38 protein-coding genes and 2 pseudogenes are annotated in these 24718 nt (G+C 38.7%); 1 reads left to right on the forward strand and 39 read right to left on the reverse strand.

All coding sequences use genetic code 11. The features are described from left to right. Positions 1–76: 76 nt before the first annotated feature. The 22 genes and pseudogenes from EDD62_RS08440 to EDD62_RS08535 all read right to left on the reverse strand — a co-directional run bounded on the left by EDD62_RS08440 (position 77) and on the right by EDD62_RS08535 (position 14516). Positions 77–739, reverse strand: a complete 663-nt coding sequence (locus EDD62_RS08440; protein WP_123808638.1) for a PhoH family protein — start codon at positions 737–739, stop codon at positions 77–79. Further along, entirely contained in the window at positions 732–977 is a 246-nt protein-coding gene (locus EDD62_RS08445; RefSeq protein ID WP_123808640.1) for a hypothetical protein, read from the reverse strand. Before EDD62_RS08445 ends, EDD62_RS08440 begins: the two co-directional genes overlap by 8 nt. Positions 978–1015: 38 nt before the next feature. Beyond that, complete coding sequence (locus EDD62_RS08450) at positions 1016–1408, reverse strand: ribonucleotide-diphosphate reductase subunit beta (protein ID WP_123808642.1); 393 nt, start codon at positions 1406–1408, stop codon at positions 1016–1018. 260 nt (positions 1409–1668) lie between these two features. After that, positions 1669–2256, reverse strand: a pseudogene (locus EDD62_RS08455) (ribonucleotide-diphosphate reductase subunit beta); the annotation flags it as partial. 19 nt (positions 2257–2275) lie between these two features. Further along, positions 2276–3664 (reverse strand): annotated as a pseudogene (locus tag EDD62_RS08460) (ribonucleoside-diphosphate reductase subunit alpha); the annotation flags it as partial. A gap of 201 nt (positions 3665–3865) precedes the next feature. After that, positions 3866–4648 carry an HNH endonuclease gene (locus EDD62_RS09295; RefSeq protein ID WP_211329125.1) on the reverse strand — a complete coding sequence of 261 codons (783 nt, stop codon included), beginning with the start codon at positions 4646–4648 and terminating at the stop codon, positions 3866–3868. A 76-nt stretch (positions 4649–4724) separates the two neighbouring features. Further along, complete coding sequence (locus tag EDD62_RS08470) at positions 4725–5447, reverse strand: ribonucleotide reductase N-terminal alpha domain-containing protein (RefSeq protein WP_123808648.1); 723 nt, start codon at positions 5445–5447, stop codon at positions 4725–4727. Between the two features lie 67 nt (positions 5448–5514). Further along, entirely contained in the window at positions 5515–6078 is a 564-nt protein-coding gene (locus EDD62_RS08475) for a hypothetical protein (RefSeq protein ID WP_123808650.1), read from the reverse strand. Positions 6079–6091: 13 nt separating this feature from the next. After that, the gene (gene nrdI, locus EDD62_RS08480; protein WP_123808652.1) at positions 6092–6454 is read right to left on the reverse strand and encodes a class Ib ribonucleoside-diphosphate reductase assembly flavoprotein NrdI; all 363 of its coding nucleotides are present in this window, start codon (positions 6452–6454) and stop codon (positions 6092–6094) included. Further along, entirely contained in the window at positions 6441–6704 is a 264-nt protein-coding gene (locus EDD62_RS08485) for a hypothetical protein (protein WP_123808654.1), read from the reverse strand. Before EDD62_RS08485 ends, nrdI begins: the two co-directional genes overlap by 14 nt. After that, a complete protein-coding gene (locus tag EDD62_RS08490; protein ID WP_123808656.1) occupies positions 6688–6936 on the reverse strand; it encodes a hypothetical protein in 249 nt (82 codons plus the stop codon). The genes EDD62_RS08485 and EDD62_RS08490 overlap by 17 nt, the downstream gene beginning before the upstream one ends. Further along, positions 6929–7465, reverse strand: coding sequence for a RuvC family protein (locus EDD62_RS08495; RefSeq protein WP_123808659.1), 537 nt, complete (start codon positions 7463–7465; stop codon positions 6929–6931). The genes EDD62_RS08490 and EDD62_RS08495 overlap by 8 nt, the downstream gene beginning before the upstream one ends. Then, on the reverse strand, positions 7462–8460 hold the full coding sequence (locus EDD62_RS08500) for a PD-(D/E)XK nuclease family protein (protein WP_123808661.1): 999 nt from the start codon (positions 8458–8460) through the stop codon (positions 7462–7464). The genes EDD62_RS08495 and EDD62_RS08500 overlap by 4 nt, the downstream gene beginning before the upstream one ends. Beyond that, entirely contained in the window at positions 8461–8946 is a 486-nt protein-coding gene (locus EDD62_RS08505; RefSeq protein ID WP_123808663.1) for a hypothetical protein, read from the reverse strand. After that, positions 8947–9462 carry a dUTP diphosphatase gene (locus EDD62_RS08510; RefSeq protein WP_123808665.1) on the reverse strand — a complete coding sequence of 172 codons (516 nt, stop codon included), beginning with the start codon at positions 9460–9462 and terminating at the stop codon, positions 8947–8949. Between the two features lie 19 nt (positions 9463–9481). Next, positions 9482–11692 (reverse strand): DNA polymerase, encoded by a 2211-nt coding sequence (locus tag EDD62_RS08515; RefSeq protein ID WP_123808667.1) that lies wholly within the window; start codon positions 11690–11692, stop codon positions 9482–9484. A gap of 27 nt (positions 11693–11719) precedes the next feature. Then, the gene (locus tag EDD62_RS08520) at positions 11720–12268 is read right to left on the reverse strand and encodes a hypothetical protein (RefSeq protein WP_123808669.1); all 549 of its coding nucleotides are present in this window, start codon (positions 12266–12268) and stop codon (positions 11720–11722) included. Then, positions 12268–12669 (reverse strand): group I intron-associated PD-(D/E)XK endonuclease, encoded by a 402-nt coding sequence (locus tag EDD62_RS08525; protein ID WP_123808671.1) that lies wholly within the window; start codon positions 12667–12669, stop codon positions 12268–12270. The genes EDD62_RS08520 and EDD62_RS08525 overlap by 1 nt, the downstream gene beginning before the upstream one ends. Before the next feature lie 17 nt (positions 12670–12686). Further along, positions 12687–13430, reverse strand: coding sequence for a hypothetical protein (locus EDD62_RS08530; RefSeq protein ID WP_123808673.1), 744 nt, complete (start codon positions 13428–13430; stop codon positions 12687–12689). Positions 13431–13584: 154 nt separating this feature from the next. Further along, on the reverse strand, positions 13585–13761 hold the full coding sequence (locus tag EDD62_RS09250; RefSeq protein WP_170152814.1) for a hypothetical protein: 177 nt from the start codon (positions 13759–13761) through the stop codon (positions 13585–13587). After that, complete coding sequence (locus EDD62_RS09255; RefSeq protein ID WP_170152815.1) at positions 13754–13903, reverse strand: hypothetical protein; 150 nt, start codon at positions 13901–13903, stop codon at positions 13754–13756. The genes EDD62_RS09250 and EDD62_RS09255 overlap by 8 nt, the downstream gene beginning before the upstream one ends. Before the next feature lie 118 nt (positions 13904–14021). Beyond that, positions 14022–14516, reverse strand: coding sequence for a hypothetical protein (locus EDD62_RS08535; protein ID WP_123808675.1), 495 nt, complete (start codon positions 14514–14516; stop codon positions 14022–14024). A 169-nt stretch (positions 14517–14685) separates the two neighbouring features. Here EDD62_RS08535 and EDD62_RS08540 point away from each other — a divergent pair, with 169 nt between their 5' ends. Next, entirely contained in the window at positions 14686–14901 is a 216-nt protein-coding gene (locus EDD62_RS08540; protein ID WP_123808677.1) for a helix-turn-helix domain-containing protein, read from the forward strand. Positions 14902–14912: 11 nt separating this feature from the next. Here the strand turns inward: EDD62_RS08540 and EDD62_RS08545 are convergent, their stop codons facing one another. The 17 genes from EDD62_RS08545 to EDD62_RS08625 form a co-directional block, all read right to left on the reverse strand. After that, positions 14913–15398, reverse strand: coding sequence for a hypothetical protein (locus tag EDD62_RS08545; RefSeq protein WP_123808679.1), 486 nt, complete (start codon positions 15396–15398; stop codon positions 14913–14915). Between the two features lie 13 nt (positions 15399–15411). Beyond that, complete coding sequence (locus EDD62_RS08550; RefSeq protein ID WP_123808681.1) at positions 15412–16380, reverse strand: toprim domain-containing protein; 969 nt, start codon at positions 16378–16380, stop codon at positions 15412–15414. A gap of 21 nt (positions 16381–16401) precedes the next feature. After that, positions 16402–17757 (reverse strand): DnaB-like helicase C-terminal domain-containing protein, encoded by a 1356-nt coding sequence (locus EDD62_RS08555; protein WP_123808683.1) that lies wholly within the window; start codon positions 17755–17757, stop codon positions 16402–16404. After that, entirely contained in the window at positions 17758–18480 is a 723-nt protein-coding gene (locus EDD62_RS08560) for an ATP-binding protein (RefSeq protein ID WP_170152816.1), read from the reverse strand. A 25-nt stretch (positions 18481–18505) separates the two neighbouring features. Beyond that, the gene (locus tag EDD62_RS08565) at positions 18506–18856 is read right to left on the reverse strand and encodes a hypothetical protein (protein WP_123808687.1); all 351 of its coding nucleotides are present in this window, start codon (positions 18854–18856) and stop codon (positions 18506–18508) included. Positions 18857–18858: 2 nt separating this feature from the next. Next, a complete protein-coding gene (locus EDD62_RS08570) occupies positions 18859–19077 on the reverse strand; it encodes a hypothetical protein (RefSeq protein WP_123808689.1) in 219 nt (72 codons plus the stop codon). Further along, entirely contained in the window at positions 19074–19460 is a 387-nt protein-coding gene (locus EDD62_RS08575; RefSeq protein WP_123808691.1) for a YopX family protein, read from the reverse strand. Before EDD62_RS08575 ends, EDD62_RS08570 begins: the two co-directional genes overlap by 4 nt. A 2-nt stretch (positions 19461–19462) precedes the next feature. Next, on the reverse strand, positions 19463–19738 hold the full coding sequence (locus EDD62_RS08580) for a hypothetical protein (RefSeq protein WP_123808693.1): 276 nt from the start codon (positions 19736–19738) through the stop codon (positions 19463–19465). Between the two features lie 21 nt (positions 19739–19759). Beyond that, the gene (locus tag EDD62_RS08585; RefSeq protein WP_123808695.1) at positions 19760–20203 is read right to left on the reverse strand and encodes a hypothetical protein; all 444 of its coding nucleotides are present in this window, start codon (positions 20201–20203) and stop codon (positions 19760–19762) included. Next, positions 20193–20726, reverse strand: a complete 534-nt coding sequence (locus EDD62_RS08590) for a hypothetical protein (protein ID WP_123808697.1) — start codon at positions 20724–20726, stop codon at positions 20193–20195. The genes EDD62_RS08585 and EDD62_RS08590 overlap by 11 nt, the downstream gene beginning before the upstream one ends. After that, positions 20723–20956, reverse strand: a complete 234-nt coding sequence (locus EDD62_RS08595) for a hypothetical protein (RefSeq protein WP_123808699.1) — start codon at positions 20954–20956, stop codon at positions 20723–20725. Before EDD62_RS08595 ends, EDD62_RS08590 begins: the two co-directional genes overlap by 4 nt. Before the next feature lie 13 nt (positions 20957–20969). Continuing rightward, on the reverse strand, positions 20970–21335 hold the full coding sequence (locus EDD62_RS08600) for a hypothetical protein (RefSeq protein ID WP_123808701.1): 366 nt from the start codon (positions 21333–21335) through the stop codon (positions 20970–20972). Beyond that, positions 21332–21787 (reverse strand): hypothetical protein, encoded by a 456-nt coding sequence (locus EDD62_RS08605; RefSeq protein ID WP_123808703.1) that lies wholly within the window; start codon positions 21785–21787, stop codon positions 21332–21334. Before EDD62_RS08605 ends, EDD62_RS08600 begins: the two co-directional genes overlap by 4 nt. A gap of 31 nt (positions 21788–21818) precedes the next feature. Continuing rightward, entirely contained in the window at positions 21819–22187 is a 369-nt protein-coding gene (locus tag EDD62_RS08610) for a hypothetical protein (RefSeq protein ID WP_123808705.1), read from the reverse strand. Positions 22188–22293: 106 nt separating this feature from the next. Then, positions 22294–22686: a hypothetical protein gene (locus EDD62_RS08615; RefSeq protein ID WP_123808707.1), complete on the reverse strand. Its 393-nt coding sequence runs from the start codon at positions 22684–22686 to the stop codon at positions 22294–22296. A 460-nt stretch (positions 22687–23146) separates the two neighbouring features. Then, positions 23147–23425, reverse strand: a complete 279-nt coding sequence (locus EDD62_RS08620) for a helix-turn-helix domain-containing protein (RefSeq protein ID WP_123808709.1) — start codon at positions 23423–23425, stop codon at positions 23147–23149. Positions 23426–23555: 130 nt separating this feature from the next. Beyond that, positions 23556–24557, reverse strand: coding sequence for a tyrosine-type recombinase/integrase (locus tag EDD62_RS08625; RefSeq protein ID WP_123808711.1), 1002 nt, complete (start codon positions 24555–24557; stop codon positions 23556–23558). Between the last annotated feature and the right edge of the window lie 161 nt (positions 24558–24718).

Here is a 24718-nt window from a genome sequence, read left to right on the forward strand (position 1 = left end):
CTAATAGTGTCGTTGTTACGAGTACTGTAATCAGTTTATGTTTTTCGATGGTTATTCCTCCGTTTATTTTTCGTTTTTAATCCCAACGTAATTCGTCGGCTTTCTTCGAAATCTCTCCTCGATAAGATTCCGTCAACTTAACCACGCCACAATATTCTTCCGGTTCAAAATGCGTTAAGTAAGGAACAAAACCGGACTTACTCGGATTCTTTAAGTCGTTTTGTCCGTCATGTCCGATCACAATAATTCGGCAGGAATCGTGACACCTCGTCAGAATCTTCTTTAATTCTCCTCGTGTAAAGTTTTGTGCTTCGTCAATAATGACGGTCTGGTCTTTGATATTCGTACCACGCATGAACGTATGAGACTTCGCCGTAACCCATTGCTTGTCTTTCGGCATTGATTCGCTCTTAATCGCATTGTCGGGCAATTCTCCGAGTTCCAACAAAGCGTCAATCAATGGTGCTTTGTACTCCGACTCTTTTTCTTCTTGCGTTCCCGGACGATGTCCTAACGATCCTTCTTGTATCGGAGCAAAGATATACGTCAATCCTGTTCCTTCTTTTTCGTGCAAATACTTCGCAATGGCTACCGCAACTGTCGTCTTACCTGTTCCTGCTGGTGCGTTACAAAACGTAATTGTATTCGACATAATACTATCGACATATCGTTCTTGACCTACGTTCATCTTTTCTCTTAATCCGTATAGTTGTACGTTTCCATGTATCGTCTCAATCATAAAATACGTCGCTCCATTCTTCGAGTTCTATTTCCGGTACTTCGGAAATGTGTAATAGTTTATCTCGCACGAAACACGCTTTCATTCCTCCGAACTTCGTATAACTAATTATCGGGTGTGTCTCGTAAATAAATTCGTGTAACAAGTCTTCGAAATCATCTCGGTACATTTCTTCGTACATGACGTGCATATCGAAAGAAAACTTAACGAGAATTACTGGCTTGTTTAAATCGCTCATGTACGGTCTCCTTTCGCCGACAATACTCCGTAGGGCATTTAGCCCTCGAAGTAAAAATCATCGTCTGTAATGGCTTCTACTGTCGCTTTCTTGTACTTGTCGGACTTCTGCGAGAAGAAGTCAATCGCCAAGTTATGCGTGTCTAGTCCGTTTAATACAATCTTGTTTACTTTATCGTGTTCATATCGTGGATCATATCCGAGATTAGCTAATGCTTTATTTGCGTTGTATTTTACAAAGTCAATTACTTCGTGTGTCAGTCCGATTGAATCGTATATCTCACGAGTATATGCGATTTCGTTCTCGAGTAGTTCATCGAACAACTCTACGACTTCTTCGTCAACGTGTCGTATTTCTTCTTCGGTAAAGTTATCTCGTTTGAGTTCTTGCGAAAGAAGTCCTACATATACTCCGTGAATTGATTCGTCCAATTCATTCGTTGTTGTTCGCTACACAACAACCGTTCTCTTATGAACTGCTCGATATTTCTACCGAGTTTAGACTATATCATCGTCCATGAAGGACGCTTATTGTTTCGCCTGTGCTTACAGGCTACGTCTCTCGACTAGTCGTTGAACGTTCCTCCGTAGAGGCTTCGCTTCGGATTGCCTACGACATTACTCGTTTAGGTGTTCCCGAAATTAAATAAGTTTTCGATGGTTGTCGCCAACCAAAGCCGCAACTATAGTTTACGGATAATCAGACTGATAATCTCGGCACTACTACGTAACTTACCTTGTCCGCCAAGATACAACGGATAAAAGAATCCACTGTAAAATAAGAATGATTCTAATGCGACGGAAGCTACCATCGCCATATACTGTTCATGCTTACGTCCTCTAGCTTCGTTATAATAGTTCGCAATAATATCGGCTTTCTTCTGCAATCTTTCGTTCTCATGAATCCATTCGAACGTATGATTGATTTCGTCTTGTGTTGCTAACGTAAGAAATATGTTCGAGTAACTTCGAGCATGGACTGCGTTCTCCATTGCCGCCATGAACGTAAGAACTGATTTACGTTGGTGGCTTTCGACAGTTGAAGCAATTTCCGGCATACCTAAATCGCCTTGAATTGTGTCGAGTAAAGTCAATCCACCTAACACTCGCATATAAGCCGTCTGTTCTTCTTTCGACAACTCTTTCCACGTTAATACGTCATTAGATAACGCAACTTCTTCCGGTAACCAAAATTGCTTTAAATTCTGGAGTAAAAACATTTCGGTAAAATGATCGTCTTTAACCGACCAATTACCTGCTGTATAATTCTTTTTTGTCATTCGTAAATTCCTCCTTGTTTTATACGGCACAACTTAGACATTCTTCTGCCGATACATCTTTTTGTCGTACGTAGTATAGCGTCTTAATTCCTTTGTAATGTGCGTATAATTGAATACGTGTTAATTCTCTCGTTGTAATATCGTCTTTAACGAATACTGTGAACGATATACCTTGGTCTACATGACGTTGGATTGTTGCGATTAAATCAATGATTTTATACATCGACATATCATACGCCTCTTTATACAGGAACCAAGTCTTCGGACTTAGATTCGGCATAGGGTAATACGTCTTACTGTCTCCGTATGTTCGATTCTCAATACGCTCCATAATCGGCATAACAGAAGCCGTAGATGATTGTACGTATGAGATACTTCCAGTAGGAGCAATCGCCAGTCTATAACTGTGATATAAACCGTGTTCTTTGATATGGTCTTCCAAGTCTCTCCAATCAGATTCATTCGGAATCAACAAGTCGCCGAACAACTCCTTCACTTTATCGGTCTTTGGTCTCGGAACTCCTTCTGATAAATATTTATCGAAGTATTCTCCACTCGCATAAGTCGATCCTTCAAATCCGTAATATGTCGAACCAGTTTCTTTTGCCATTCTATTCGATTCATCTAACGTGTAGTAATTCACTAGTCCGAAGAATACATTCGCAAAGTCTTTCGCTTCTTCTGATTCGTAAGGAATTCCTACCGAAGCTAAATAACCGTGCAAGTTCATCGCACCAAGTCCGATACTTCTCATTTCGTTATTCGCACGTCTTACTCCCGGAGCGTTTGCAATGTCCGTATCATGTACAACTTTAGTCAACGCTTTTACTGATAACGAAACAGTTTCTACGAAGTTCTCTACGTCAGACATTACGTTCGCAATGTTTAACGATCCAAGGTTACACGAAATGTCTAATCCGATTTCGTCGTCGTTTTCTCCGTAGTCTCCAAACTCGGATAGTTGTGACGCTTGAAGGATTTCGCTACATAGGTTCGAGAACTTAACTTGCGACACATTGTTGTTCGCATGAACACGGTTTACATTGTCCGAGAACATGATATACGGATAACCGGATTCTATTTGCGTAATTGCAATACGCTCTAGTAATCGTCTAGGGTCGATTTTCTCTTTACGTAAATCCGGTATATTAATTAAACGGTCATATTCTTTCGATAAATCAATTTCGTCTAAATGTTCTCCTGTAACATCGTAGAAGTTCTTCGGATAGAATAAGTACATCGGAGCGTTCTCTCGTGCCAATTCAATCATAATATCCGGAATCACAACTCCTAAATTTAATGTCGGACATCTTACGTCGTCGTCTGCCGAGATTCTTTTCGTTGCTAAGAAGTCGAATATATCGGCATGGAATACGTTAAGGTATACGGAACAACTTCCTGTTCTTTGCTATTACATTCTGTACGAGTCGTTAATTCGTACACGTCTTTCGACTGCTTTATGTCGCCATAAAGTATAGACTATATCATCGTCTAAATCGTTACTTTAGACGCACCCTTTTTCCGGACACTTGCCCGTACTCTACTAAGTTATATTGCGAAATATCCTCTCGACGTTACGCTCACTGTTCGATAGTCGTTGCACGTTCGTTTATTTTCTGAATAAGTGTTTCCACCTAGACTTATTTTTGAGTTTACTAACGATAGAAGGTGTTGCGTACGGAAGTTTTTCAACAACCTCGTTTACCGATAATCCTTCATCTAAAAGTTTTATAATATGGATAGCTTGGTTCTCTGTAATCTTAGAAGACGTAGAATCTTCTCCCACTTTTACTAGACCATAAAGGACTGCGTGGTTAGCGTTCTCTTTAGGAGTATTCCATTCTAAATTAGAAATGTAATTGTTAGATTTATTACCGTCAATATGGTTTACGTGTTCTTTGTTTTTAGGATTCGGTATAAACGTTTCCGCTAATACTTTATGAACTCTTCTATACTTAATTTGTCCACCATTCTGTACAGAAAAACACTCATAACCGTCCTTTATACACGTCCTGTATAACTTGTTAGTTCTCATATTGACAACTCTTCCGTGGTTTGTTATACCAACGTTTTCTAATCCAGAAATAGGAAGTAATATCTCTAACTTATTAGGTTTGAACGCTTTATTTTTTGACAAGCCTAAAGAAAGTGCGTGTCTTTGAACAGTACCTCTTGAAACGCCTAACTCTTTAGCCATATCAACAACAGTCATACTGTCGTAGTTTTCGACTATAAAGTCGTCTATATCTAATAAATTACGTTTAGTAAGTCCTAATTTTTGAGAAATGTATTGTAACTTTCCAACGCTAACTCCTAAATGTTTTTGCATATCCTTTAAACTCATATCGTTAAAATTTTCTTTAATAAACTCTTCAATAAACGCTTCGCTCATGATTGTCTCTCCTTATAGATTTCCCATGAATTAAGGGTGTTTGCTTACGAAAATCACTTTCCGTAGGGGCTACTAATTAACCCATCTGATTTATGTGACGGAATGATTGGTCGAGATTTTTCATTATCGGAACAACGCCACTAGTAACTTGCTCGATACCTTTTAAAGTTTCTCCTTTCGCTCTTGTCTTAGAAAGATTTACAGAAACTCCGCCGCCAATCTTCGACAATTGTCTAGCCGTACTATTCATCATGTTAATGTCGTTTAAACTGTCGCCACATTCTAATAGGAAACAACTTACGTACTCGCCTCTACGATCCTTACCTACGTTAGTAAAAGTAGGTGTCGCCGGTTGATACTTCTGTTCCATCATTAGTCTTACGAAACTTACGGCTCTGTCTACGTCTCCATCTCCGAAGAACAAAGCTACAATACTCACTCGATCTTCGTACCGTTCTAAATATCGTTCTTTTTTCGTGTCACGTAATGCGTAGTTATTATAGAACTTGAACGCTGCCATGTATGAATCAAATCGGAACTTATATCCGTAGGCAATCTTAAATACCGTCTTTATCTCTCCAGTCTCATACTGCGCAATTAATTCCGAATCCCAATAACCGTTCTCAACAAGGAACTCGATCTTTTCTTCTAGCGAATGAAACCATCGCATATTTACGTTCACATGGTCGATAAAGTAGCGTTTGACTGCCTCCTTATCTTTCTCCGAATTAAACTGTAATTCTCCGTTATCGTCACGTTCCATAACTTCGTTGTTTAATTCGATATAACTCTTACTCATCTAATCGCTCCCTTTCTTTTTAATACATCGCTTAAATGGATTTCGTATACGTCTATCGTCGTCATACTTAATCCTCCTTTAAGTTTTGTGCGAATAATTCGACAGCACTACTAATATACCAATACGGATAATCCGACTTTTTTAAATTCTCTTTTAATTTTTCTAATTTCTCATCTTCGGTACAACTATTATTTACAGGTTCTTCTAATTCAGTTCCTTCTGGAACTAAGCGTCCTCCTTTAGATGAATCGAATAACGTTCCTAAAATATCTCCTTTTGAATCTAATACATGAACTTTCAGAAGTTTATATCCAGTGCATTGTTCACGAATCAATTTCTCCAAAGCAACTCCGTCGTGCATTTTCGTACGAACTTCTCCATTAGGTGTTTCGTAAATCTTTAATACGTTTTCTAGTTTAGTTTTATCTGTAATCGTTTCGTACGTATCAACCCTAAACTTTGTCGATTTTAAGTCGTAATCTCCTTCGATAGTAGCTTTGTTTTCTTCGTATTTTACGGTTACTTCTCCGTCCGTACTTCCAATTGTGATTCGGTCAGCCCCACCTCTATATTCTTCCGCATTAGTAAGTAACTCTTCTAAAGTAATTGTTTGAAACGTATATAACTCCATTTTAATTCCTCCTTCAATATCCGTGTATAAACTCGGTAATATAAGCAACATCTTCTTCCGTTCCTCTTAATTCGACTTTACGAACCAAAGGTACGTTATACATTTCCGAAATTATATCTCCTGCTTTACCGAAAAACTCCGAACCCCAATTTCGATTACCGAAAGAAACAACTCCGATCATGTTCGCATGATTATCTTCCAACCATTCCGACACAATGTCCGGTACTTGACCGAACTTGTATGTCGGAGTTAATAATACGTAAGGTTGGTTCGTTTTATTTACGTCTTTAATGTCGAATGGTTCATCGGTCAACTTACGTGCGAATGATTCCGTGTTACCACTTAGCGTGTAGTATATTACGTTAATGTTCTTCATCTAAAATCTCCCTCGAAATCTTTATTGAACGAGCCATCACGTTGGATAAAAGATTGTATATAAATGCTGTAATCCAAATAATAGCGAACCATTTTAATACGCCTACTTCTTCCGTGGAAGGTATTACGGCTGTAACTACGTTTAACAAGAACGCTCCTGCGAAAGTCGTGGCTAACAACGCTATTATCACTACAAAGAATGTAACGATACTATTTATAAGTATCTTTATTTCTTTAACGCTTTTGTTCATAGTAATTCTCCGTTGCCATAATTTGCGCAATCTTTAGCGTATAATTCACGTACTGAATCGCCATTACTGCTACTGTAAATATCTTTAAGTCGTGCCAGTAACTCGTCGGAGTAAATAGCGTCACGACTGCTGTACCAACCACACTGAACATTACGGTAACTACTACGATAACTACTAGCGCTAATAAAGTGCTTACCGCAATCTTAACGTCTTTATCTCTATCGTTATTCATCTTCATCGCTCCTCTTCTTCGTAAGTATGGTTCCGTCAACTAATTCCGAGTAAGCTAACGTAAGTAATATTGCGTCTCCAACATCGTCAAGGTATCGTCCTTTTTTCGTATGAAGTCCGTCCAGTTGTCCGAATAAGTACACTACGGATTTCTCTACGATTTCTTTTCCGTTTCCTTTTTCATCGACAACTTGTCTTGCATACTTCTTAACGGTAGCATTGTGTATGTCATGTATCGGCAACCACTTTGCGAAGAAGTTTTCGAAAGCACCATGCGTCTTTAGTACAGGAGTAGCTGTCGAGGCTCTACCGACTACTGCTCCTTCTTTGACGATTTTATCTACTCGGTATTGAACGCATAAGATTGATACGTTAGATAACGTCCATTGAATACGCTCTATATCCGACCATTTAGAATCCGTTTGTATTAATCCGTAGTCTATTAATTTGTACGATTTGTCTTCCGGATCAATGTCGAATACTGCATATCCGGTCTTTGCGAACGACAAGTCTAGTCCGAGTACTCTCATTCGGATTTCTCCTTTCGCTTTTTAATGTCGACCAATGCGTTCTCCATTGACCGTTTCAACCACGCCATCTCTTTCGATGGTTTAGTCAACGATATTCGTAGTTCCATCTTCTCGATTTCATCTTGCGTAAGTGTCTTCGTAATAGCTTCCTTGTAATCGTTAAATTGCCACGAAGACAAGTCTAATTCCGGTGGATTATTTTCGTTTATTCTTCGTGTAATGTCGGCGAACTTATCGAAAATAACGTTCTTCATGTTTTGCGTTACTTCGACATCAAACGCTCTCACGTCCGGAGATTTCTCTAACGTTTCATCATCGGCAAACCATTTCGCTTTAGCCGTATTAACGTAAACAATGATCGCTTGATTAATGTCGTACATTTCCGAGTAACACGTAACCTGTTGGACGTGTCCGTCTTTCGGATCTTTCATCTGTGTGTAATTCGTCTTTGACGGAGTTTCTTGTTTCGATTTAATCTCCAATATGACTAATTCGCCTGTATGTGTATCGACTAATATTCCGTCAGTTGTTCCGTTGAGTTGGAACTGTTGTCCGTTATGTTCTACAGGACGAGAGATATAAGCGAAGTCTTCCATTACAGGATAACCGTCTTCTGTCTTTGCGAAAATAAATCTCGGTTTCTCTCCCGTAAACTTTTCGTAATGCTTCTCCATCAACATGATTTCGTACTGTAGCCAGTCGCCAATCTTCGTACCTTGTGCAGTAATTCTACGTTGGTGTGGCTTCCACTCTTTCTTGTCTCGTTTGTATAAAGGATAACCTCTATCGTTACGTAATCCTTTCGTATACAACTCTCTCGGACATTTTGACGCCGATGATGGAGAGAAGTAAGTCTTCGACCAATCTACGTTCTTACCTTTCTTTAAATACTTCGCTGTACCTTCTGCAAGATGAATGTTTAGATCGTCGTCGTATGGCTCTTGGTACGTATGGAACTTGTTCAGTTGGTCTAAAAACGCTTGTGCTAATGACATTTACTCGTCCCCCTTTACCGGAATCATATCCCACTCATATGGTTCGTTGTTTTCGTCGAAAGTTACTCCGAGTTCTTTTGCTTCTTCGATTGTGAAGTGTGTTTTAACAGATATATTCGAATGATAGTTATTTAACGATACTGTACCATCGTACTTATAAAAGTTTAAGAATCTATCTCCAAGAACGTTCCCCATGTACTTATGCCTAAACAAATACTTTTGAGGCTCCTCACGCTCTTCCACAGGTGTTTGGACGTACTCGTAAATAGTTTCCAGTAATTCACTTAATTCATTATCCGGAACAAATTCAAAAGATCCGAAATCTGTACTTATAATGTGTTGTTTTACTAATCCTACCTCGGCAAATATGGACTCAAACTCGTCGCTGTAGACGTAAATCTCAATGTATTCTCCCCCCAATACCGTAAATACATCGCTAACACAATTAAACGATTTAACTTTTTCGATAAAATCTTTCGTATACATCTACTCGTCTCCCTTCGTATAACCTTTATCCGTATCATGTGTTCCGTCCTGTCTTCCGTGATTAACTTCCATCTTACGTTTATACGCTTCTACTAACTCTTCTTCGGAAAATAGTAGTTTACCGACAGTAAATGCTAGAACAAAATGGATTAAGAAATCTTCTTCTGTCACTAATATTTCGAAAGTACCTACATCATTAAAGTCTGTAATCAATTCTTCGGTATACCCATCGAAGTTATTAAGTCCGAAAACTGTCGCCGACAGATCGAAGTCACTTACTCCTCGAATCAACATACCGCTCAACGAGAACGCTACAACATCGGCTAGTTCTTCGAGTTGTGTCTCACGAGACTTTCCTTTCGATTGTTTCCAGTTCTTGAATAACTCTAACGTATTAATAAATTCGAACCATTCTACGATCAATGCAATACGTGTGTCATGCTCGTTCTTTGTCGGGATTCTTGCGTCAAATTCTTTCTGAATGTCTAGTAATTCTTTAATCGTTTTTGTTTCCATCTTTTAATCTCCATTCGTTTTATTTTCGTGTGAACCAATCTTCTTCGCTATACTTTTCAGACCAACGATACATAAACTCTAAGTCCGTACCATTAGGAACTGTTTCTCCCCAAGGATAACCGTCGACCATTACACTACGAATGACATCGACTTCTTCTTTCGTAATGTCTTCTGGTACTTCGACAATCAATTCGTCATGTACCGTACACCATAGTCGCCAACCTTCTCGCTTCTTACACTCTTCGTACATTTTAATTAACGTAACTTTCGTTTGGATAGCTGAACTTCCTTGCACGACTGCGTTCGGTGCTTGTCGTAATGAACGATTGACCTCCGAATTGTGTAATCGTTGTTTCTTAAACTCATCGTCGTAATACTTCCCGTATGGAATGTGATACGTTCTTTCCTTCGCTTTAGGAAGTCGTCTTTTACGTTGCTTGTTATCGAGCCAAACAAATCCGTGTTTAATGGCAAAGTTCTTCGTATCGTCAATCCAGCCCTTTAACTTCGGCATACTTTCGAACAAGTCTTCTTGGAAGTCCTTCGCTTTATTTTTATCGACACCTAACATTTCTGCTAATGACGGAACACTCATTCCGTACAATGTCGCCAACCATACGACTTTCATTTCCTTACGCTCTTTTGTATCCGAACCATCTTCGTTCTTGTATACTTCTTCGTATGGTCTATTGTAGAAGTTACTCGCCATTGTTGCGTACGGATCTTGTCCGACTTCAAAGGCGTGTATTAGCGATGGTTCTTCCGATAGATAGGCGACACACCTAATCTCCTGCGCTTTAAAGTCAGCGCCTACTAATATCTTGCCTTCTGGTGCGACAAACAACGCTCTTGCTCCGTCTGGCTGATTTTGCAAGTTGATCCCGCCACCACCAGAACTAAATCGTCCAGTAGCCGCACCATTCTGATTGAAGTTAGCGTGTAACTTTCCATCATACTCTGTGATCTTCTTCGGTAATGTCGTAATATAAGTCGAATATAACTTAACGAGTTCCTTGTACCGAAGTAACTTTCTTACGATTTCAAACTCTTTCGATAATGGCTTTAATGTTTTCTTTGCGTCTGTATTCGGAAGATTCTTTCCAGTATACTTCGATAGAACTTTCTTTAACTGCGTTGAACTATTTACGTTAAACTCTTTGTCCGGTTCTATCGTTTTAAATAACGGAACAAATACTTCGTTTAATTCCGAGTGAAGTTGTTCGATTTCTTCGTTCAACTCTTTTCCGTATTGCTCGGCATACTTCTCGTCAATGACGAATCCAGTCTTCTCCATTTCTACGATAACTTTTATTAACGGCATTTCTACTTCCGTTATATACTCTAATACCGAAGGCATTTTCGATAAATGCTTCATCTGGAAGTCGTATAACTTGTACGTCAAGTCTCCGTCCTTTGCAGCGTATGATAACGCCGTAGTTAAGTCCGACACTTCTTCGAAACCAACTTGTCCGAATAGATCTCCGTACTTGTACGATTTAATTTTAAGATACTTTGTCGCCAGTACTTTCAATGCGTACGAATCTTCATTCTCGTTCAACAGTCTCATGGCTTCCATCGTATCCCACAATCGACCTTTTACTTCGACATTATTTCTATCGAGCATATGCAAGTCGAACTTTGCGTTATGTGCGATATATAACGTGTCTTCTAATTCGAATGTAGGGCGAAGTTTATCGGTAACTAAATCGTGTTCTAGTTGAGATTCTTCCGTCTTATGCCTTGTCGGTATATAGTAATGTTTGTCCGAATCAATGGTCGACATTACATAACCTACGATTCTGTCGTGCCACACGTCCGTACCTTCTGTCTCGACGTCGAATACAATGATGGACGATTCCAATAACGTATTTACTGCCGATTGTAAGTGGTCTTCCGTAGTGACTAGTTCGTAATTGTCCGGTGTTTCCTCAACCATCTTTTCGAGCAATCTCTTTCGCTCTACTTCCTGTACTTGCGTGTACAAACGCATTACTTCGGCTTTCGTAAGTTTCTTCCCCTTCTCTACGGAAGATTGTTCTCGCCCTATAAGACCATCATTCATTGCGTCCTGTACGGCTTTAATCTTTCGTAAGTCTGGTTCGGTATTCTTCATCTCGTAAATACGATTGAAAGCGTCGGAAATACTCTCTCCAACGCCCTCTTTCTTACGGTTCTCTATTGCCGAAGTAAGGGCGGATTTGTTGTCGTTCGTATTTAGTCTAACGTTCAATTTTATCCGTCCTCCTTTCGTTTTTATTTATAACAACATCAAGCTTTCCATAGACTTTACCTTGCGTTGTAGTTTCTTCTCTAATTCGTCTAATTTCTCTAGTTTATGAGTTAGAAGTTCGGTATTATCATCTAACCCCTTCTCTAACACGTCATAAGCGTTTCGTAAATCTTCAACCTCGTCGTCTAACTCTTCGAAGTTATCTTCCAAGTTTGACAATCTACCGTTCATACTCCCTAATACTATAGTCATGGCTTGTAGAATATCTTTTAATGATTCTTCCGAAATATCGTCGTGTTCTACCTCTTCTTCCGAATAACTGTTCGATAAATTAACTTTAACTTCCGAAGTCTCTAACGATTCTCCGATTACTATTAATGTCTTATTTATATCCACTAGTCTATCTACAATTTCTTCGAAGTATTTTATCGAATCATCACTGCCGACTCTAAGATTAACCAATTCTCCATAAATATTAGAAAGCCTATTTCCTTGTAGTCGACTGTTAAGTCTCGCTTCTTCGTTCCCTAAACCAAGTCGTTCGTTAATTTCGTCCAATTTTTTACCGTTAAACATTAAACCACATCTCCATATTCATTAGTACCGAAAGACAACTTCGACCATTTACGTTCTGCCGTTTCGTAGTCTTTCGACCAGTATTCTTTTTGTCCGGTATTTTCCACTAAGTAACCCGTCGTATTATCTAAATCTACTGCAAGAATATAGTCGACCTCATCTACTGTATAAGGTCTTCCGTTAGACTTAACGGCTTTTACCACCAATGCGTTCTCTCTATCCGTCCTAACCTGTAACGTCTTGACTTGAACACGGAATGACACTCTCGTACCATTCTCGTGCGCAATCAAGTCGTATGATTCGTCGGAGATAGGCGTATGAACGCTAAAGCCTTTCGACGTGAGTAACTCTTGTGCGATCAACTCGGACGTCGTTCCTTTACTCGTCTGATAACTCGCCATATAATCTCCTCCTGTAATTAAAACGGTAATTCATCTTCCGCCAAGTCTTTGTTGTCGTCTTCTTTCGGAGGTTCAATTCCGAAGTCTTCCAGTTTGTAACCCATCGCAACTAAATCCTTCTTCATTTCTTCGGTAGATTTCTCGAAGTATAATCCTTCGAACTTAGTTGTCGGGAACTCGTCCGGAGCATTTTCAAACGCTTCTTTCTGTTTGTCCGTTTCATCTCCCGGAAATACTACGTCTAAAGATACTTTCGTGTTTGTGCCTTTTCCTGTTTTAGATAACTTGAAGATACGTTGACCTAGTTTCTCTCCGTGCTTACTGATTTCTTCGTAAACTTCTTTCGCTTGGTTAGCCGTTAAATCAATGATGATGAAGTCTTCTGCGTCTAAATCGTAGAAACCAAATGCGTATCTAGTTTTCGCTGAAACTGCGTAACCTTTCTGTGCGAACTCGTCTCGGTTTTCTTTCGACTTATCGTACATAGCTTGCGAAACAATATCCCACGGTGTTGGATTATCGTAAACAAAGTTTCCGTCGCTATCCTTGTGAACAGAAGATGGCTCCTTCGCCGTAAATGTCGTGATACGTGGATTGTTAAAGTGTGAGTAAGTACGTGCCGACATTACGTCTGCTTCGCCCAACACTTTCACTGTATACTCTGTTCCGCTAGAAAATTTAGCGAACTTGTTGTCTTCGTAATTCGAAGTTCCTCCGTTGAAACGTTTTAATGCTTCCACACCAACTGAATAATTTGCCATAATTAATTTCCTCCTAATAATTTGTTCCGACTATGGACGTCTCCAATGACGGATTATTTAGAACGGGTACCTCGCTCTACGAAACAACCGAACGAAAAAGGTGGTAGAACATTCGGTTATTTCGTAGAACGTCCATCGTAATGATGGAACGGTTCTACTTTTCGATTAAATCTTCTTCGTATGAATAAATCGAAACAGTTATTGTCGATATTGCTGCTAGTATTACGAGTGTCCACTCTAGTGGCACGAACCAAGTTATCGGGTATGCAACTATCGTCATTGCCAACGAAATCAATCCTACGAATATTTTTAATTCCGTTCTTTTACTCATACGTAAATCCTCCTACGATTTGACTTGCTTCAATAAAGTCCATCGGATCATCGTCCGAATTAAACCCTCCGTTGTATAGTACTTCTGTATGTTTCGGCTCAATTGCCGATTCCATTTCTTCGAACATTTCTTGCGGTGTCATTTTAATCGTCTCCTTTTCGTTTTTATTTCGTGTTTATTTTTTAATTTTTCGGGTATATTAATAATGTAATAAGCTAAATTGATTACAATTGACTAACGTGTTATACTCACGGTAGAAATTAAGAGCATAATGCCTCGTCTACACTAACGTGTATTTCGGGATTATATCGTTTCTTAATTTCGTCCAATTTCCTACGTACTTGCTTTCTGTCTAAGCCAAGACTATTTGATACGCTAGTAATCGTAGGTTTATCTTGATTGAGAAATTCGTTAATGATTGCCGTCATTCTCGAATCTTCTTCATCAGTCAACTGTCGAATCAATTGCCGTTGGTTCGTCAGTTTTTTATTATCTAATGTTTCAGATGGAATAATTTCGATAAGTAATCTCGATCCATCTTCTTCGCTAACAGGTGCGTCTAATCGGAGATGTTCTTCCGATTCTACTGTCGTGAAATCTCTTCCGTACTTTCTATCTTTCTGGAAGAAGTTTCCGAGAAGGTAATTCATCGCCTTGTGTCCTTGAAGTAATGCGTCGTTGTAAATTGTTTCTGCTACATGGTCGTCGGTTACTCCCCGACTTTTAATGTAGCTAATACATTTTTCTTTATTCACTTATGTTCCTCCTATATACATATAACAGTTTTTACCCTTCGCCGGGACAAAAATTTGTAATTTTTTTTTCGTTAATTTTTGTTGCCTCAAAAACTAACTAAATTTATTGTAAAGGAATATAATCCTAATGTCAACAAGTTTTTTAAAATTATTTTAAGGAGGTGTTAAAATGTACGAAAGACAAGTATTTATAGACCGTTTTAATTCTTTGAGAGATAGAAAGGGATTAACTTATGAAGATATTTCTAGGAATACCGGACTTAACTCTTCGACAATTAGAAAGGCAGCTACATCTGGTAATCCTTCTGCTAAAACATTGTATGCAATGTGTGATTATTTAAACGTATCTGCCGACTACTTACTTGGATTATCAGACAACTATTAATACTTCGGGAACTATTCTTCGGTGTAGTTCCCTTTTTGTAGTTCTTCTACCGATACAGGTTCCGGATAATCTTCCCCTTCATAATGTTTCGTATCTGCATACGATCGTAATTTAGAAATGAATCCGTCTGAACCAAAATTTTGATTAAAGTGTGTTTTAACAAATCCCGGCATATTTCTTTCGGCATTATCTACCATACTATCAAACGAATCTAATTCCGTTAGTGATTCTTCGTAGAATACTCTAGCCCTTGTCGATAATTTATCCGGATCAATGTCTTTTCCGTATGCTTCGATATATGGTTCGATATTTAATACTTCGTCCAACTCATATCCGTTGTTATTGTTTAGTCCTGCTTTATACGAATAGTGCATAAATGCGAAATAAGTTTCCTTTACATATGCGTCTAACTTTGCGTCCTCATCTTCGTAAGCCTTTTCGCCACAACCCGTCAACATAATTACCGTAATCAACAATGCCGATAAAATCTTCTTCATTTATTCGTCTCCTTTATATCGTTATAGTAGGCAAGTTATTCACTCTTTCGAAATTTAACTCGCTTAATCGTATTATACCAAGATTATTTGCGTCTTTAAGTCTTGACATTTCTTCCGTAATTTGTACTCTATAAATATCGTTTACTTTGTTTCGTAACAACTCGTAAACCCTTTCGTTCAACAACCGTCCTTTAGCGTCAAAATCTCCTCCGAGTATTACTTCTTCGACACCACTTGCGACAATCAAGTCAGCTTGTATTCGGTTGAAAGCCGAACCACCTACTGCGACTGCCATTGTTCCAGAAGATTGCCACGTCATAGCGTCTATCTCTGCTTCGCATACTACAATGCGTTTTATTCCATTCTGTACAACATGGTGTATTCCGTATACTAAACGATTGATTGGTGTGGCTTCATTCTCGTACCAAAATACTTTATCGTACTTACTTCTATATTTAATGTTCGCCACTCTTCCGTTTATGTCATGCCAAGGTATTCCGATACTACTTCCGTTATCAAATATACCGTTCTTCTCTATGACTTTCGGATTAATTCCTCTCGACTTTAAGTATGCGTAATCAATCGACTTATCTTCGTACTTATCTTTCGGAACTTCTACGAATCCTTTACGTTCATACAACGGTTTAAACTCAATGTGTATATCCGTATCTACATATTCGTAATCATATATCGACCTTAGGTAATCGACAGTTTCTTCGTAAGTTTCCGAGCGTAAGTACGCCAACAGTTGTACGAAGTTCCCACTCTTCCAGTAGTCGTCATACGCCCCGGAATCTCCCCACGTTCCTGCATACTCGCTATCTCCTGCGTTGATAAAGAACGACGGTGTATCATCGTCTCTAAACGGAGAACAGGCGATTAACTTGTCGCCAGAACGTTTCTGTCGATGGAACTCATACGGTTCTAATTCCGCCATTAAATCAACGTCAATATGTCTATCGCCAACCTTTATGTTCGCCATGCTTACGCTCCTTTCTCACGATCAAAACTCTCCGAACATTCCTTCATCAATCGAAAGTTCTTTTACGATACCTACGTTCGGAATATACGTTATTTCTTTCGTTGTTCCTTCGCCACCATTACGTCCTTTGTTAATTCCGATAATACCGGACTTTTGTCGATAATCTGTATCGAGTGTAATCAATACGGAAGCGTCTTCGAGTAATGATTTCGTCTTCTTTACTTCCTTACGTTTCGGAAGTTTTAACGCTCTTATCTCGTCCTTATCTTGCTCTTTATCGTCTTCTTCGGCTTGTGTTATTGCGAACACTACAACGTCTTTATTACCGGATAATCTACGGAGTTTCTTACTCGTCTCGGCAGCGTCTCCTCCTGCGGTCTTACTTCGGTTTGTTTCGTAATCCATGTAATAGAACGGATCAATGACTACGACATCAGCATTTACGGAATCTATGTCCGATTCTAATTGCTTTAAATCACGACTGTAAAAATCTTCATCGTCAACTGAACGGATAAATATATTCCCTTTCATTGTCTGATTCATCGAATCTACCATCGAGAGAAAGTCTTGTTCCATATTTCCGTCTAATTGTCCTCCTCGAATCTTGTTCGCCTCAAATCCGGCTTCATACTCGGCAAGTGTTTCTTCGTCTTTGTATATCGTCTTACCTTCCATCGCAGAATAGAACGTATACATTCTCGACATTACTTCGTACGAAGACATCTCTAGCGTCCACATCAATACGTTAGCACCTTCTCGTGCCAAATGAACGGCGTCATACGTAGTCAATGCCGACTTACCTCGTCCAGAACGTGCGTAAAATACGTACATTGAACCCGAAGCCCAACCTCCGATTTCCTTGTTGATATAATCAAATGAACTCGACCATACCTTACCGGATTCGCCTATTTTACGTTTCATATATTCACGCTTAAATTTATCGGTATCATGCTTTAAATTTGTACCGAACGTTTGTTCGTGTCTAGTCTTATTATTAATCATCTCTAACTCGTCTGTCAAGTCCGAAAGTAAAGTTTCCATATCCGATTTTCCTGTATCGAACATTTCCGGAATCTTGTCTACGTAATCCTTGAACATCAGTTGTGCTTTACGGTTCTTTACTTGTCTTACGAGATACTCATACGAATCAGTTACTCCGGGAACATACGTAAATCTATCTCCGTATTTATCTACTACGGTAGCATATGACGGTAACTTTCCTCCGTTGTTCAACACGTAGTTCTCCAAGAAATTATATACGTCTTTGTCGGACTTGGCTACGAAAGAATCCTCCGTAATTCCGTATTTATTTAATTCGTTGAAATTCTCTTCGTCGATAACTTTCGACAATAACATACTTCCTACGTTATTACTCATCTATCTTCGCCCCCTTTTACTCTGTCCGTCAAATGGTAATTCGATACATTGATCTCGCACTCTATCGTATAACCTATCGTCGAACACGTTACGTAGTTCAGTGATCGGAACATTACTCGTGAATACTATCGGCAATGAGTTCGTTGTTCTTGCGTTGATTATCGTATGTACGTAACCTCGGAAGGCTTCCGTTGCTGTACGTAGTCCTATATCGTCAATTACAAGGAACTCTACTTCGGAGTAACGTTCAATGTCTTTCGCTATTCCATCGAGTTTATCTTCGTCCTTTGACATCGTAGCCATGTTGTATCGGTTCTGCCACTCCGTCATATCTAGAAATAACGCTAACTCTTGCGGTACTTCTTCCTTACGTTTTACGTAGTACATGAACCGTCTTCTAATATATTCGTTCAATAATGCCGAAGCCGTTGTTGTCTTTCCTGTTCCGGGAGATTCCGACATTAAATATACGTTCTTGATACGTACCCCGTCCATTGAGAACGACTTTATATACGTGTCTAATGTAGCGTAGATCGCCTCCTGTGTCGCTCTTACCGGACTATTCGACATAAATGTCGTTGTATAGTCTTTCGGTAGTTGTGACGCTTTGTATCGTCTTGTGACCGATATATACGGAGAACAGTCTGTTGTACATTGCGGGAGTGTTCCTGCGACGTTACATACTCCGGATAACGGGCAATTTTTTTCGTTTGTTTGCGTCATTGTAACGCTCCTTTCTTTCGTTTGATTATTCCACATAGTAGTCGTATATCGTTATAACAGGTAGTACATACTCTGAATATCCGACAATTATATCTCCGTAATCTTCTACCATAAACATTATATCGTCTAATGTTTCGACTTCGACTACCCAACACTCACGCTTTTCATAACGTTGGATATACCCACGTTTATTAACGCAATGTCCCCAACCGTTATCAATCCATCTCCCTTCCGTTCGCTCATACTTTTTATCGAAGTCTTCGAACGAGGGTAGTGTACGTATGCTTATGTACGCAACTTCTTCTCGTCTGCAATTTTCTATAGGCGGTAGGCTTCCGGATAGGCTTGACGCTCTTTTTACGATAAACTTACTCAACTTTACTCCTCCTCAATTTCCGAACTCATGTATCTGTCTTCAAATTCGTAAATAATGTCTCTTAATCGGTAATACAATTCTTCAAAATCATACTGTTGTTCTTCCTCGTTATACATATCCTCCGTTAGAATTACGTCTACATGACTTATATACCAATGAATCTTGTCAAACGACTCAATCTTCCAGTTTGTTAATTGCTCTTTAGTATATCCTTTTGTCATTCTGTATCCTCCCTTAATTCCGGATTCTCGAATATGTTTCCAATAACCTCTAAATTGTTCAATTCTTTGAAATAGTAACCGTCTACATAATAAGCACCATAGTTGAAATAAACAGAACCTAACACTTTAACTATTTCGATTTCAGTTCCTTTGTCATTTACAGTGTGATATGTCGCTTTTATAATGTCGCCTTCGAATATTTCTCGACCGTTCCTGTCTGTTAGCCCTGTTGATTGCATAAGTATCTTTCCTTGCATAGTCGTCCAAAAGCAATGCCCAACCATTGGGTCTAGAGTTTTGACTGCTTTATTATGAAAATCAATACAATATACATCATGCATATCTTCGTATTCTTTATCCCACGCTCTAAATTTCGGTATCATTTTTAACCCTCCTTAATATTCTCACGTTCTTCTTTCGGCGTACTCGTGTATTCCCACACAATTTTCATAAGTTCTTCACGTTGTTCATAAGTTAAATATACGAGTGGACCTCGTTGACTATTTAAAGAAAACTCTTCGTCAGTCCTAATAGACATAAGCACCCAATCATCATCGCCACATATAATAACACTCTGTATATCGACATTACGCTCTGTTAAATATACTCTACCGACAAAGTCTATCTCGCCAACACGTTCTAGCAATTCTTTCGTTTTCATTCCTTACACCCTTTCGTTAGTTTATTTTTCGTGTTCTGTGATTCGTTCTAATTCCATCAGTAAATCTTCGTTTTGCGATTCTAGTAAACGGATCATTGAACGGAGTTTGTCTTCGGTTGTATTTACTTCGGAAGATTCTACGCCAAACATTTTATTTAACTCCGTCATTTTGTGATTGTACTCTTCCTTAATTTCCACACACTTACTTTCGTAGGTATTAATTACGATAGAATATCCGTCCGGACTGTCTACGTCTCTATAACGAAGTCCCACGTAAAGGGTGTCAATTCTTCCTTCGATAAAACTCTCTTCGTCAAATATTTCGAAAATATCATAGTTATAATTACTTACTATATCTTTACGTAAGTTTTCATCGTTATCTCTTACGTATGAATTATGCGAGTACAATGCTTCGCCCATTTCTCCGTAAATAGAATATTCTTCGATTAATACTTTATTTTTCATGGTTATTCCTCCAGTTCTTTATCGTTTCTATAAAACTATCGTCAACTATTCCTTTAAGTTCTTCGGTTTTGTGTTCGGCAACCTTTATTTCGTAAGTTCTATCTTCCCTAAATACAACGTAACTAGTCTTTTCTCCAACGTCCATTATTAATGAAATTGCTTTTCCTTCATTCGAAAAATCGGCGTAATCCATGTGCGATGATTTAGCGAATCTAAACCAATTCATTTCGTTTCTGAACTCTGAAATTTCTCCGTAAGATAGTCCGGAGTATTTCTTTATATAACGCCCCGTCCTAAACCACCAGTCAATTTCATTCTCGTTAAATAGGTTTTCTGCATTTTCTTTTCCTGTAATGGATTCTTCGAACATGACTTTCGTAGCGTTGACCCATTCCGCAACCGATACTAACCAATGCGTCTTAGAAACAAAGTGCATTTCGGCTATTCTGTACGGAACTATTATAGGCGCCCCAATAAGTAACAACAAACCTAATACGAACTTCTTTAGCCTGCTATCCTTCATTCTATATCCCCCATTATTTTACTTCCGTCTTTAACGCCTCTCCAATACGACTCTTCTAAAGACTTGCTGTATACGAATAAGTCCGTATAAAATTCTATCTGTATTATAAATACCACTAACATAAGTAATCCATAAACAGTTCCTCCGGTAATTATAAACGTTATAGAAATTGCCATAGTCCAGAGTATTGCGAGTAATCTAAGTATTAATATTACGTTTGTCTTATCCACATACTCGTCCTCCTTATTTATACCATCTAACCAACACAACTAATTCGTCCATTTCGGAGAACTCATCACGCATGACATTCATTGATATTATTTCGTGTTTCCACGAAGTTTTCTCCTTAATCTTCTCATTAAGCGAATTAATTCCTCCCGAAAATGTAATGTCCATTACCTCATAATATTCATCGAGTTCTAGTGCGCCTTTTTCGATAATTTCTACACCAGAAACGGTAACCTCTCTTAACGACTTTAAATCATCGTCGTTCATAACGATAATCTCTACGTCTCCATCTACGATATTTCCTTTTACGTCAAGATGAATACGACCAAATCTTACTCTGTCTCCCACTTCAACTACTTGATTATTAACGTCATAAATCATTCTGTAACCTCCTCTAATATCCACTCGTATGGCTCGTTATTTTCGTCAAATTGAATACCTAAGCCTTTAAGCTCTTCGATAGTAAATTTCGTTTGTACTCCCTGTGGAGCAAATTTAGTTATGAGGTCTGTGTTCCCCGAATCAAATAAATTTAAGTAGTTATCCCCAGTCGCCGTAAACTTACTTCGAGCGTAATACCGTTTCTCTTCCTTACGTTCTTCTGGTGGAGTTTTTGCATAAAGAATTGTCAAATTTATTAAGACTGCCTTATTGTCTCCAGTCAAACCTTCAAAATGTTTTTGGTCTACAGCTACCGAAAATATCGCTAGTTTGTCGACAAGCATTAAGTCGTCTCCGTTTTTATTTTTGACACAGACATAGCGCCTAGTTTCTTCTACTTTTCCTATAAAGTTTAAACTCTCCATATCTTTTATATACTTTTTCGTTTTCATTTTCCATTCTCCTTTTATTCTTTAATTACACTCATCGTCCAATCATCTCGTTTATTGCCACAAACTCCGGCATAAAAATTCCTTGTAAACTAATTACTGTTCCGTACAAACACACCGTAATTACTACTGCCGGTATTATTCCAGCTGCCACCATCGAAAATAAATCCTCTTCATATTCGGAAATAGCTTTATACGTAATATACCCCCCTAGGCATGCTAACGCAATAATTACTACGTTAAACAAAAGCCATAGTATGCTTGAAACAAATACCCCCTGTACGTATGTTTCGAATCCGTCTGTAGCGACTGACTCTAACTTCGTGATAATTTCGTTGTAGTTAATTTCGTTTTCCACTCGATATTCCTCCTTCTTATTTTTCACATTCTCTAATTCGTCCATATAAGCCCGAATATAGCGATGTAATGTTCAGATGATATATAATACTCGGAAACAATTTATCTTCGTATATGACACCTTAAAATGATTCTTATGGGTATATCCGATTTTAACTTAGTAACCAATCGTCAATATCCGTTTTATTTTCGTTTAATTCTTCTTTCGTTTCTTTTTCGTGCTTTTGTTTCGAAAGTGATTTCTCGACACGTTGTAAATCAGACTGTCTGTATGTCCATACAAATCCGAACGTTGGTGCCGGGTATTGATCCGTTGGCTTGTACTCCGAGAAAGTAAGGTCGATAAACGCTTTAATCAATCGCTTGTCATGCGATCCTTCTTTCGTCTTTGTTCCGACAATGTTACCGAGCATACCTTGCTCCATCTTCCAAGAACGCATAGGAGCGTATTTAACTCCGAACTTCTTATCGGTTATGTAGTTCATATAACCGTGGAAGTCTCTAACGTTCCATTCTTCGATATTTTTATCCATGTAATCCGACATTATTTATCCACTCCATTATTCCGTATTTATTTACTTGTACCGAAGTTACGTATGTCTATGAGAGAATCTTTGATTCTCGAATAGAGAGGCGAAGCCTCTAGGGTTTTTATATACCGAATATATTTATATAGTATCGGTATTATAGCGAAGTTATATACGCTTATATAGTAACGCTTTTCTAAAGACAGGCTTTGCCTGTCAGAGGCTTCGCCTCTACGAGTGTTTATATTTATATAAACACGAGTTATTGTTATTTCGTTAGTATTATTAGCGTTAGTAATACTATTTAGTGGTGTCGATTTACACCCCTCCCCATACGTAAATGAACACCACCCACCTACGTAAATGAACACCACCCAATAACATCGGTATTCAATCATTCGAGAGACTTATTCGTCATACCCATATAGGGTATTCTAAATATACCTAGTATGGTATACAATCGTAGCCATACCAACGGTTACAATACTTTGTAAGTATTTGACAAGTCATTACCATTGCGACTTTTGCGACTAACAATTTCGAGATAGCCTTTTTCGGTAAGATTCCGTAAACATTTCGTCAATGTCTTATTGGAAACTTTCGCCTCTTTCTCTAGCGTTTTACGGCTCGGAAACCCTTCCTTCGTTTTAAAGTTACAATGATTTAAAACGGCTAGATAAACCGACTTATCTTGCGAAGTTAAGGAGTCGTCCATCGCCAACCTCTTCGGAACAATTAAAAATAATTCCGAATTCATTCGACCACCTCCTACATACATATAACAGTTTTGTATGTCGGGTGGGACAAATTTCCGAAAATAATTTTACGAAAAATAAAAATGCGACCGACAAACGTTGTCAAATCGCATTTTCTTCTCGATAATTTTTTTAGTAAATATCACGTAATTGTTTCAACGGATTTCTTTTTCGATGATCGTTATACAGTTCTCCCGAAAATAAGTTTACGTATACACGAACCATATCTAACGTTTGGTGTCCGAGTATATCTTGTAACGCAAATATATTACCGCCAGACTTCACATACATCTTCGCAAAAGTATGTCGACAAGTATGTGGCGAAACTCTTACGTTAGTAATTCCTGCCATCTTACCGTACTTCTCAAATCGGTTCTGTACCGAACGTTTCTTTAACGGTTTATTAAACTCCGTAATGAACACAACCTCGGTCTCAACGTCGCCCCTAATTCGCAACCACTTACGAATCAACGGTTGTAATTCTTCGGAGAATGGAACGTGTCTTACTCTACCGTTCTTCCCTCTAATAGCCAAGTACTTATCGGAGAAATAAATGTCGTCAAGTTCTAACGCCAATAACTCCGTCAACCTAATTCCCGTATCTAAGAACGTTTGTATCATCACAAAGTCTCTGAATCCTACGAAGGTCTCTAAGTTAGGCATACGCAATAATGTCGCAAGTTGTTTGTCCGAGAATGTTTCGATTTCTTTGTGACGGTCTTTTGGAATGGGAATTTTATCGAAAGGATTAACGTCCTCTATGTCCGACTTAACCAAGAACGTACAATAGGCTTTAACGGCACGTAGAGACGTGTGTATGGACGACTTCTTGTTTCCGAGTACTTTTGTACCGAAATGAATAAAGTCGTCTATATGACGCCTTAAAATGCGTCTAGGAGGGTGTTCGTCATACATCTGTATATAACGTTTTTTATACGTAGATAAATGTTGCTCGTAGTAATCTATCGTGCCTTGCGAACAACCTTTACGCTTTCTATCTACGATAAAGGCTTCAACGGCTTCGTCGAACGTAATGTCTTTCGACAACTTAGCGTCTTCCAACGTAGCTTTTGCACGATACTCTTTCCGTACATTCTCCAACATTTCCGGAGATAACGTTCGTCTCTTCGTCATACTACCACCACCTAACTACGCTAGATTTTAGTCATACGAAGTTCGGTACTATCACGAAGGTACAAACGCTATAAAAATAGCGTAGTGCCTAGGACCGGAATCGAACCGGTACGGTAATCACTTACCGCAGGATTTTAAGTCCTGTGCGTCTGCCAGTTCCG

Source organism: Abyssicoccus albus, from assembly GCF_003815035.1.
Taxonomy (GTDB): domain Bacteria; phylum Bacillota; class Bacilli; order Staphylococcales; family Abyssicoccaceae; genus Abyssicoccus; species Abyssicoccus albus.

What these genes read in the sequence shown, in the direction of transcription:
- EDD62_RS08470 (WP_123808648.1), bottom strand. Translation starts at nt 5,447, where the DNA reads ATGAGTAAGAGTTATATCGAATTAAACAACGAAGTTATGGAACGTGAC.
- EDD62_RS08545 (WP_123808679.1), bottom strand. Translation starts at nt 15,398, where the DNA reads ATGAAGAAGATTTTATCGGCATTGTTGATTACGGTAATTATGTTGACG.
- EDD62_RS08510 (WP_123808665.1), bottom strand. Translation starts at nt 9,462, where the DNA reads ATGGAAACAAAAACGATTAAAGAATTACTAGACATTCAGAAAGAATTT.
- EDD62_RS08495 (WP_123808659.1), bottom strand. Translation starts at nt 7,465, where the DNA reads ATGAGAGTACTCGGACTAGACTTGTCGTTCGCAAAGACCGGATATGCA.
- EDD62_RS09295 (WP_211329125.1), bottom strand. Translation starts at nt 4,648, where the DNA reads ATGAGCGAAGCGTTTATTGAAGAGTTTATTAAAGAAAATTTTAACGAT.
- EDD62_RS08600 (WP_123808701.1), bottom strand. Translation starts at nt 21,335, where the DNA reads ATGATTTATGACGTTAATAATCAAGTAGTTGAAGTGGGAGACAGAGTA.
- EDD62_RS08605 (WP_123808703.1), bottom strand. Translation starts at nt 21,787, where the DNA reads ATGAAAACGAAAAAGTATATAAAAGATATGGAGAGTTTAAACTTTATA.
- EDD62_RS08540 (WP_123808677.1), top strand. Translation starts at nt 14,686, where the DNA reads ATGTACGAAAGACAAGTATTTATAGACCGTTTTAATTCTTTGAGAGAT.
- EDD62_RS08625 (WP_123808711.1), bottom strand. Translation starts at nt 24,557, where the DNA reads ATGACGAAGAGACGAACGTTATCTCCGGAAATGTTGGAGAATGTACGG.
- nrdI (WP_123808652.1), bottom strand. Translation starts at nt 6,454, where the DNA reads ATGAAGAACATTAACGTAATATACTACACGCTAAGTGGTAACACGGAA.
- EDD62_RS08580 (WP_123808693.1), bottom strand. Translation starts at nt 19,738, where the DNA reads ATGAAAACGAAAGAATTGCTAGAACGTGTTGGCGAGATAGACTTTGTC.
- EDD62_RS09250 (WP_170152814.1), bottom strand. Translation starts at nt 13,761, where the DNA reads ATGAGTAAAAGAACGGAATTAAAAATATTCGTAGGATTGATTTCGTTG.
- EDD62_RS08575 (WP_123808691.1), bottom strand. Translation starts at nt 19,460, where the DNA reads ATGATACCGAAATTTAGAGCGTGGGATAAAGAATACGAAGATATGCAT.
- EDD62_RS08505 (WP_123808663.1), bottom strand. Translation starts at nt 8,946, where the DNA reads ATGTATACGAAAGATTTTATCGAAAAAGTTAAATCGTTTAATTGTGTT.
- EDD62_RS08485 (WP_123808654.1), bottom strand. Translation starts at nt 6,704, where the DNA reads ATGAACAAAAGCGTTAAAGAAATAAAGATACTTATAAATAGTATCGTT.
- EDD62_RS08610 (WP_123808705.1), bottom strand. Translation starts at nt 22,187, where the DNA reads ATGGACGAATTAGAGAATGTGAAAAATAAGAAGGAGGAATATCGAGTG.
- EDD62_RS08555 (WP_123808683.1), bottom strand. Translation starts at nt 17,757, where the DNA reads ATGAGTAATAACGTAGGAAGTATGTTATTGTCGAAAGTTATCGACGAA.
- EDD62_RS08445 (WP_123808640.1), bottom strand. Translation starts at nt 977, where the DNA reads ATGAGCGATTTAAACAAGCCAGTAATTCTCGTTAAGTTTTCTTTCGAT.
- EDD62_RS08590 (WP_123808697.1), bottom strand. Translation starts at nt 20,726, where the DNA reads ATGAAGGATAGCAGGCTAAAGAAGTTCGTATTAGGTTTGTTGTTACTT.
- EDD62_RS08560 (WP_170152816.1), bottom strand. Translation starts at nt 18,480, where the DNA reads ATGACGCAAACAAACGAAAAAAATTGCCCGTTATCCGGAGTATGTAAC.
- EDD62_RS08525 (WP_123808671.1), bottom strand. Translation starts at nt 12,669, where the DNA reads ATGGCGAGTTATCAGACGAGTAAAGGAACGACGTCCGAGTTGATCGCA.
- EDD62_RS08520 (WP_123808669.1), bottom strand. Translation starts at nt 12,268, where the DNA reads ATGTTTAACGGTAAAAAATTGGACGAAATTAACGAACGACTTGGTTTA.
- EDD62_RS09255 (WP_170152815.1), bottom strand. Translation starts at nt 13,903, where the DNA reads ATGACACCGCAAGAAATGTTCGAAGAAATGGAATCGGCAATTGAGCCG.
- EDD62_RS08570 (WP_123808689.1), bottom strand. Translation starts at nt 19,077, where the DNA reads ATGACAAAAGGATATACTAAAGAGCAATTAACAAACTGGAAGATTGAG.
- EDD62_RS08500 (WP_123808661.1), bottom strand. Translation starts at nt 8,460, where the DNA reads ATGTCATTAGCACAAGCGTTTTTAGACCAACTGAACAAGTTCCATACG.
- EDD62_RS08490 (WP_123808656.1), bottom strand. Translation starts at nt 6,936, where the DNA reads ATGAATAACGATAGAGATAAAGACGTTAAGATTGCGGTAAGCACTTTA.
- EDD62_RS08550 (WP_123808681.1), bottom strand. Translation starts at nt 16,380, where the DNA reads ATGGCGAACATAAAGGTTGGCGATAGACATATTGACGTTGATTTAATG.
- EDD62_RS08530 (WP_123808673.1), bottom strand. Translation starts at nt 13,430, where the DNA reads ATGGCAAATTATTCAGTTGGTGTGGAAGCATTAAAACGTTTCAACGGA.
- EDD62_RS08475 (WP_123808650.1), bottom strand. Translation starts at nt 6,078, where the DNA reads ATGGAGTTATATACGTTTCAAACAATTACTTTAGAAGAGTTACTTACT.
- EDD62_RS08620 (WP_123808709.1), bottom strand. Translation starts at nt 23,425, where the DNA reads ATGAATTCGGAATTATTTTTAATTGTTCCGAAGAGGTTGGCGATGGAC.
- EDD62_RS08615 (WP_123808707.1), bottom strand. Translation starts at nt 22,686, where the DNA reads ATGTCGGATTACATGGATAAAAATATCGAAGAATGGAACGTTAGAGAC.
- EDD62_RS08585 (WP_123808695.1), bottom strand. Translation starts at nt 20,203, where the DNA reads ATGAAAAATAAAGTATTAATCGAAGAATATTCTATTTACGGAGAAATG.
- EDD62_RS08440 (WP_123808638.1), bottom strand. Translation starts at nt 739, where the DNA reads ATGATTGAGACGATACATGGAAACGTACAACTATACGGATTAAGAGAA.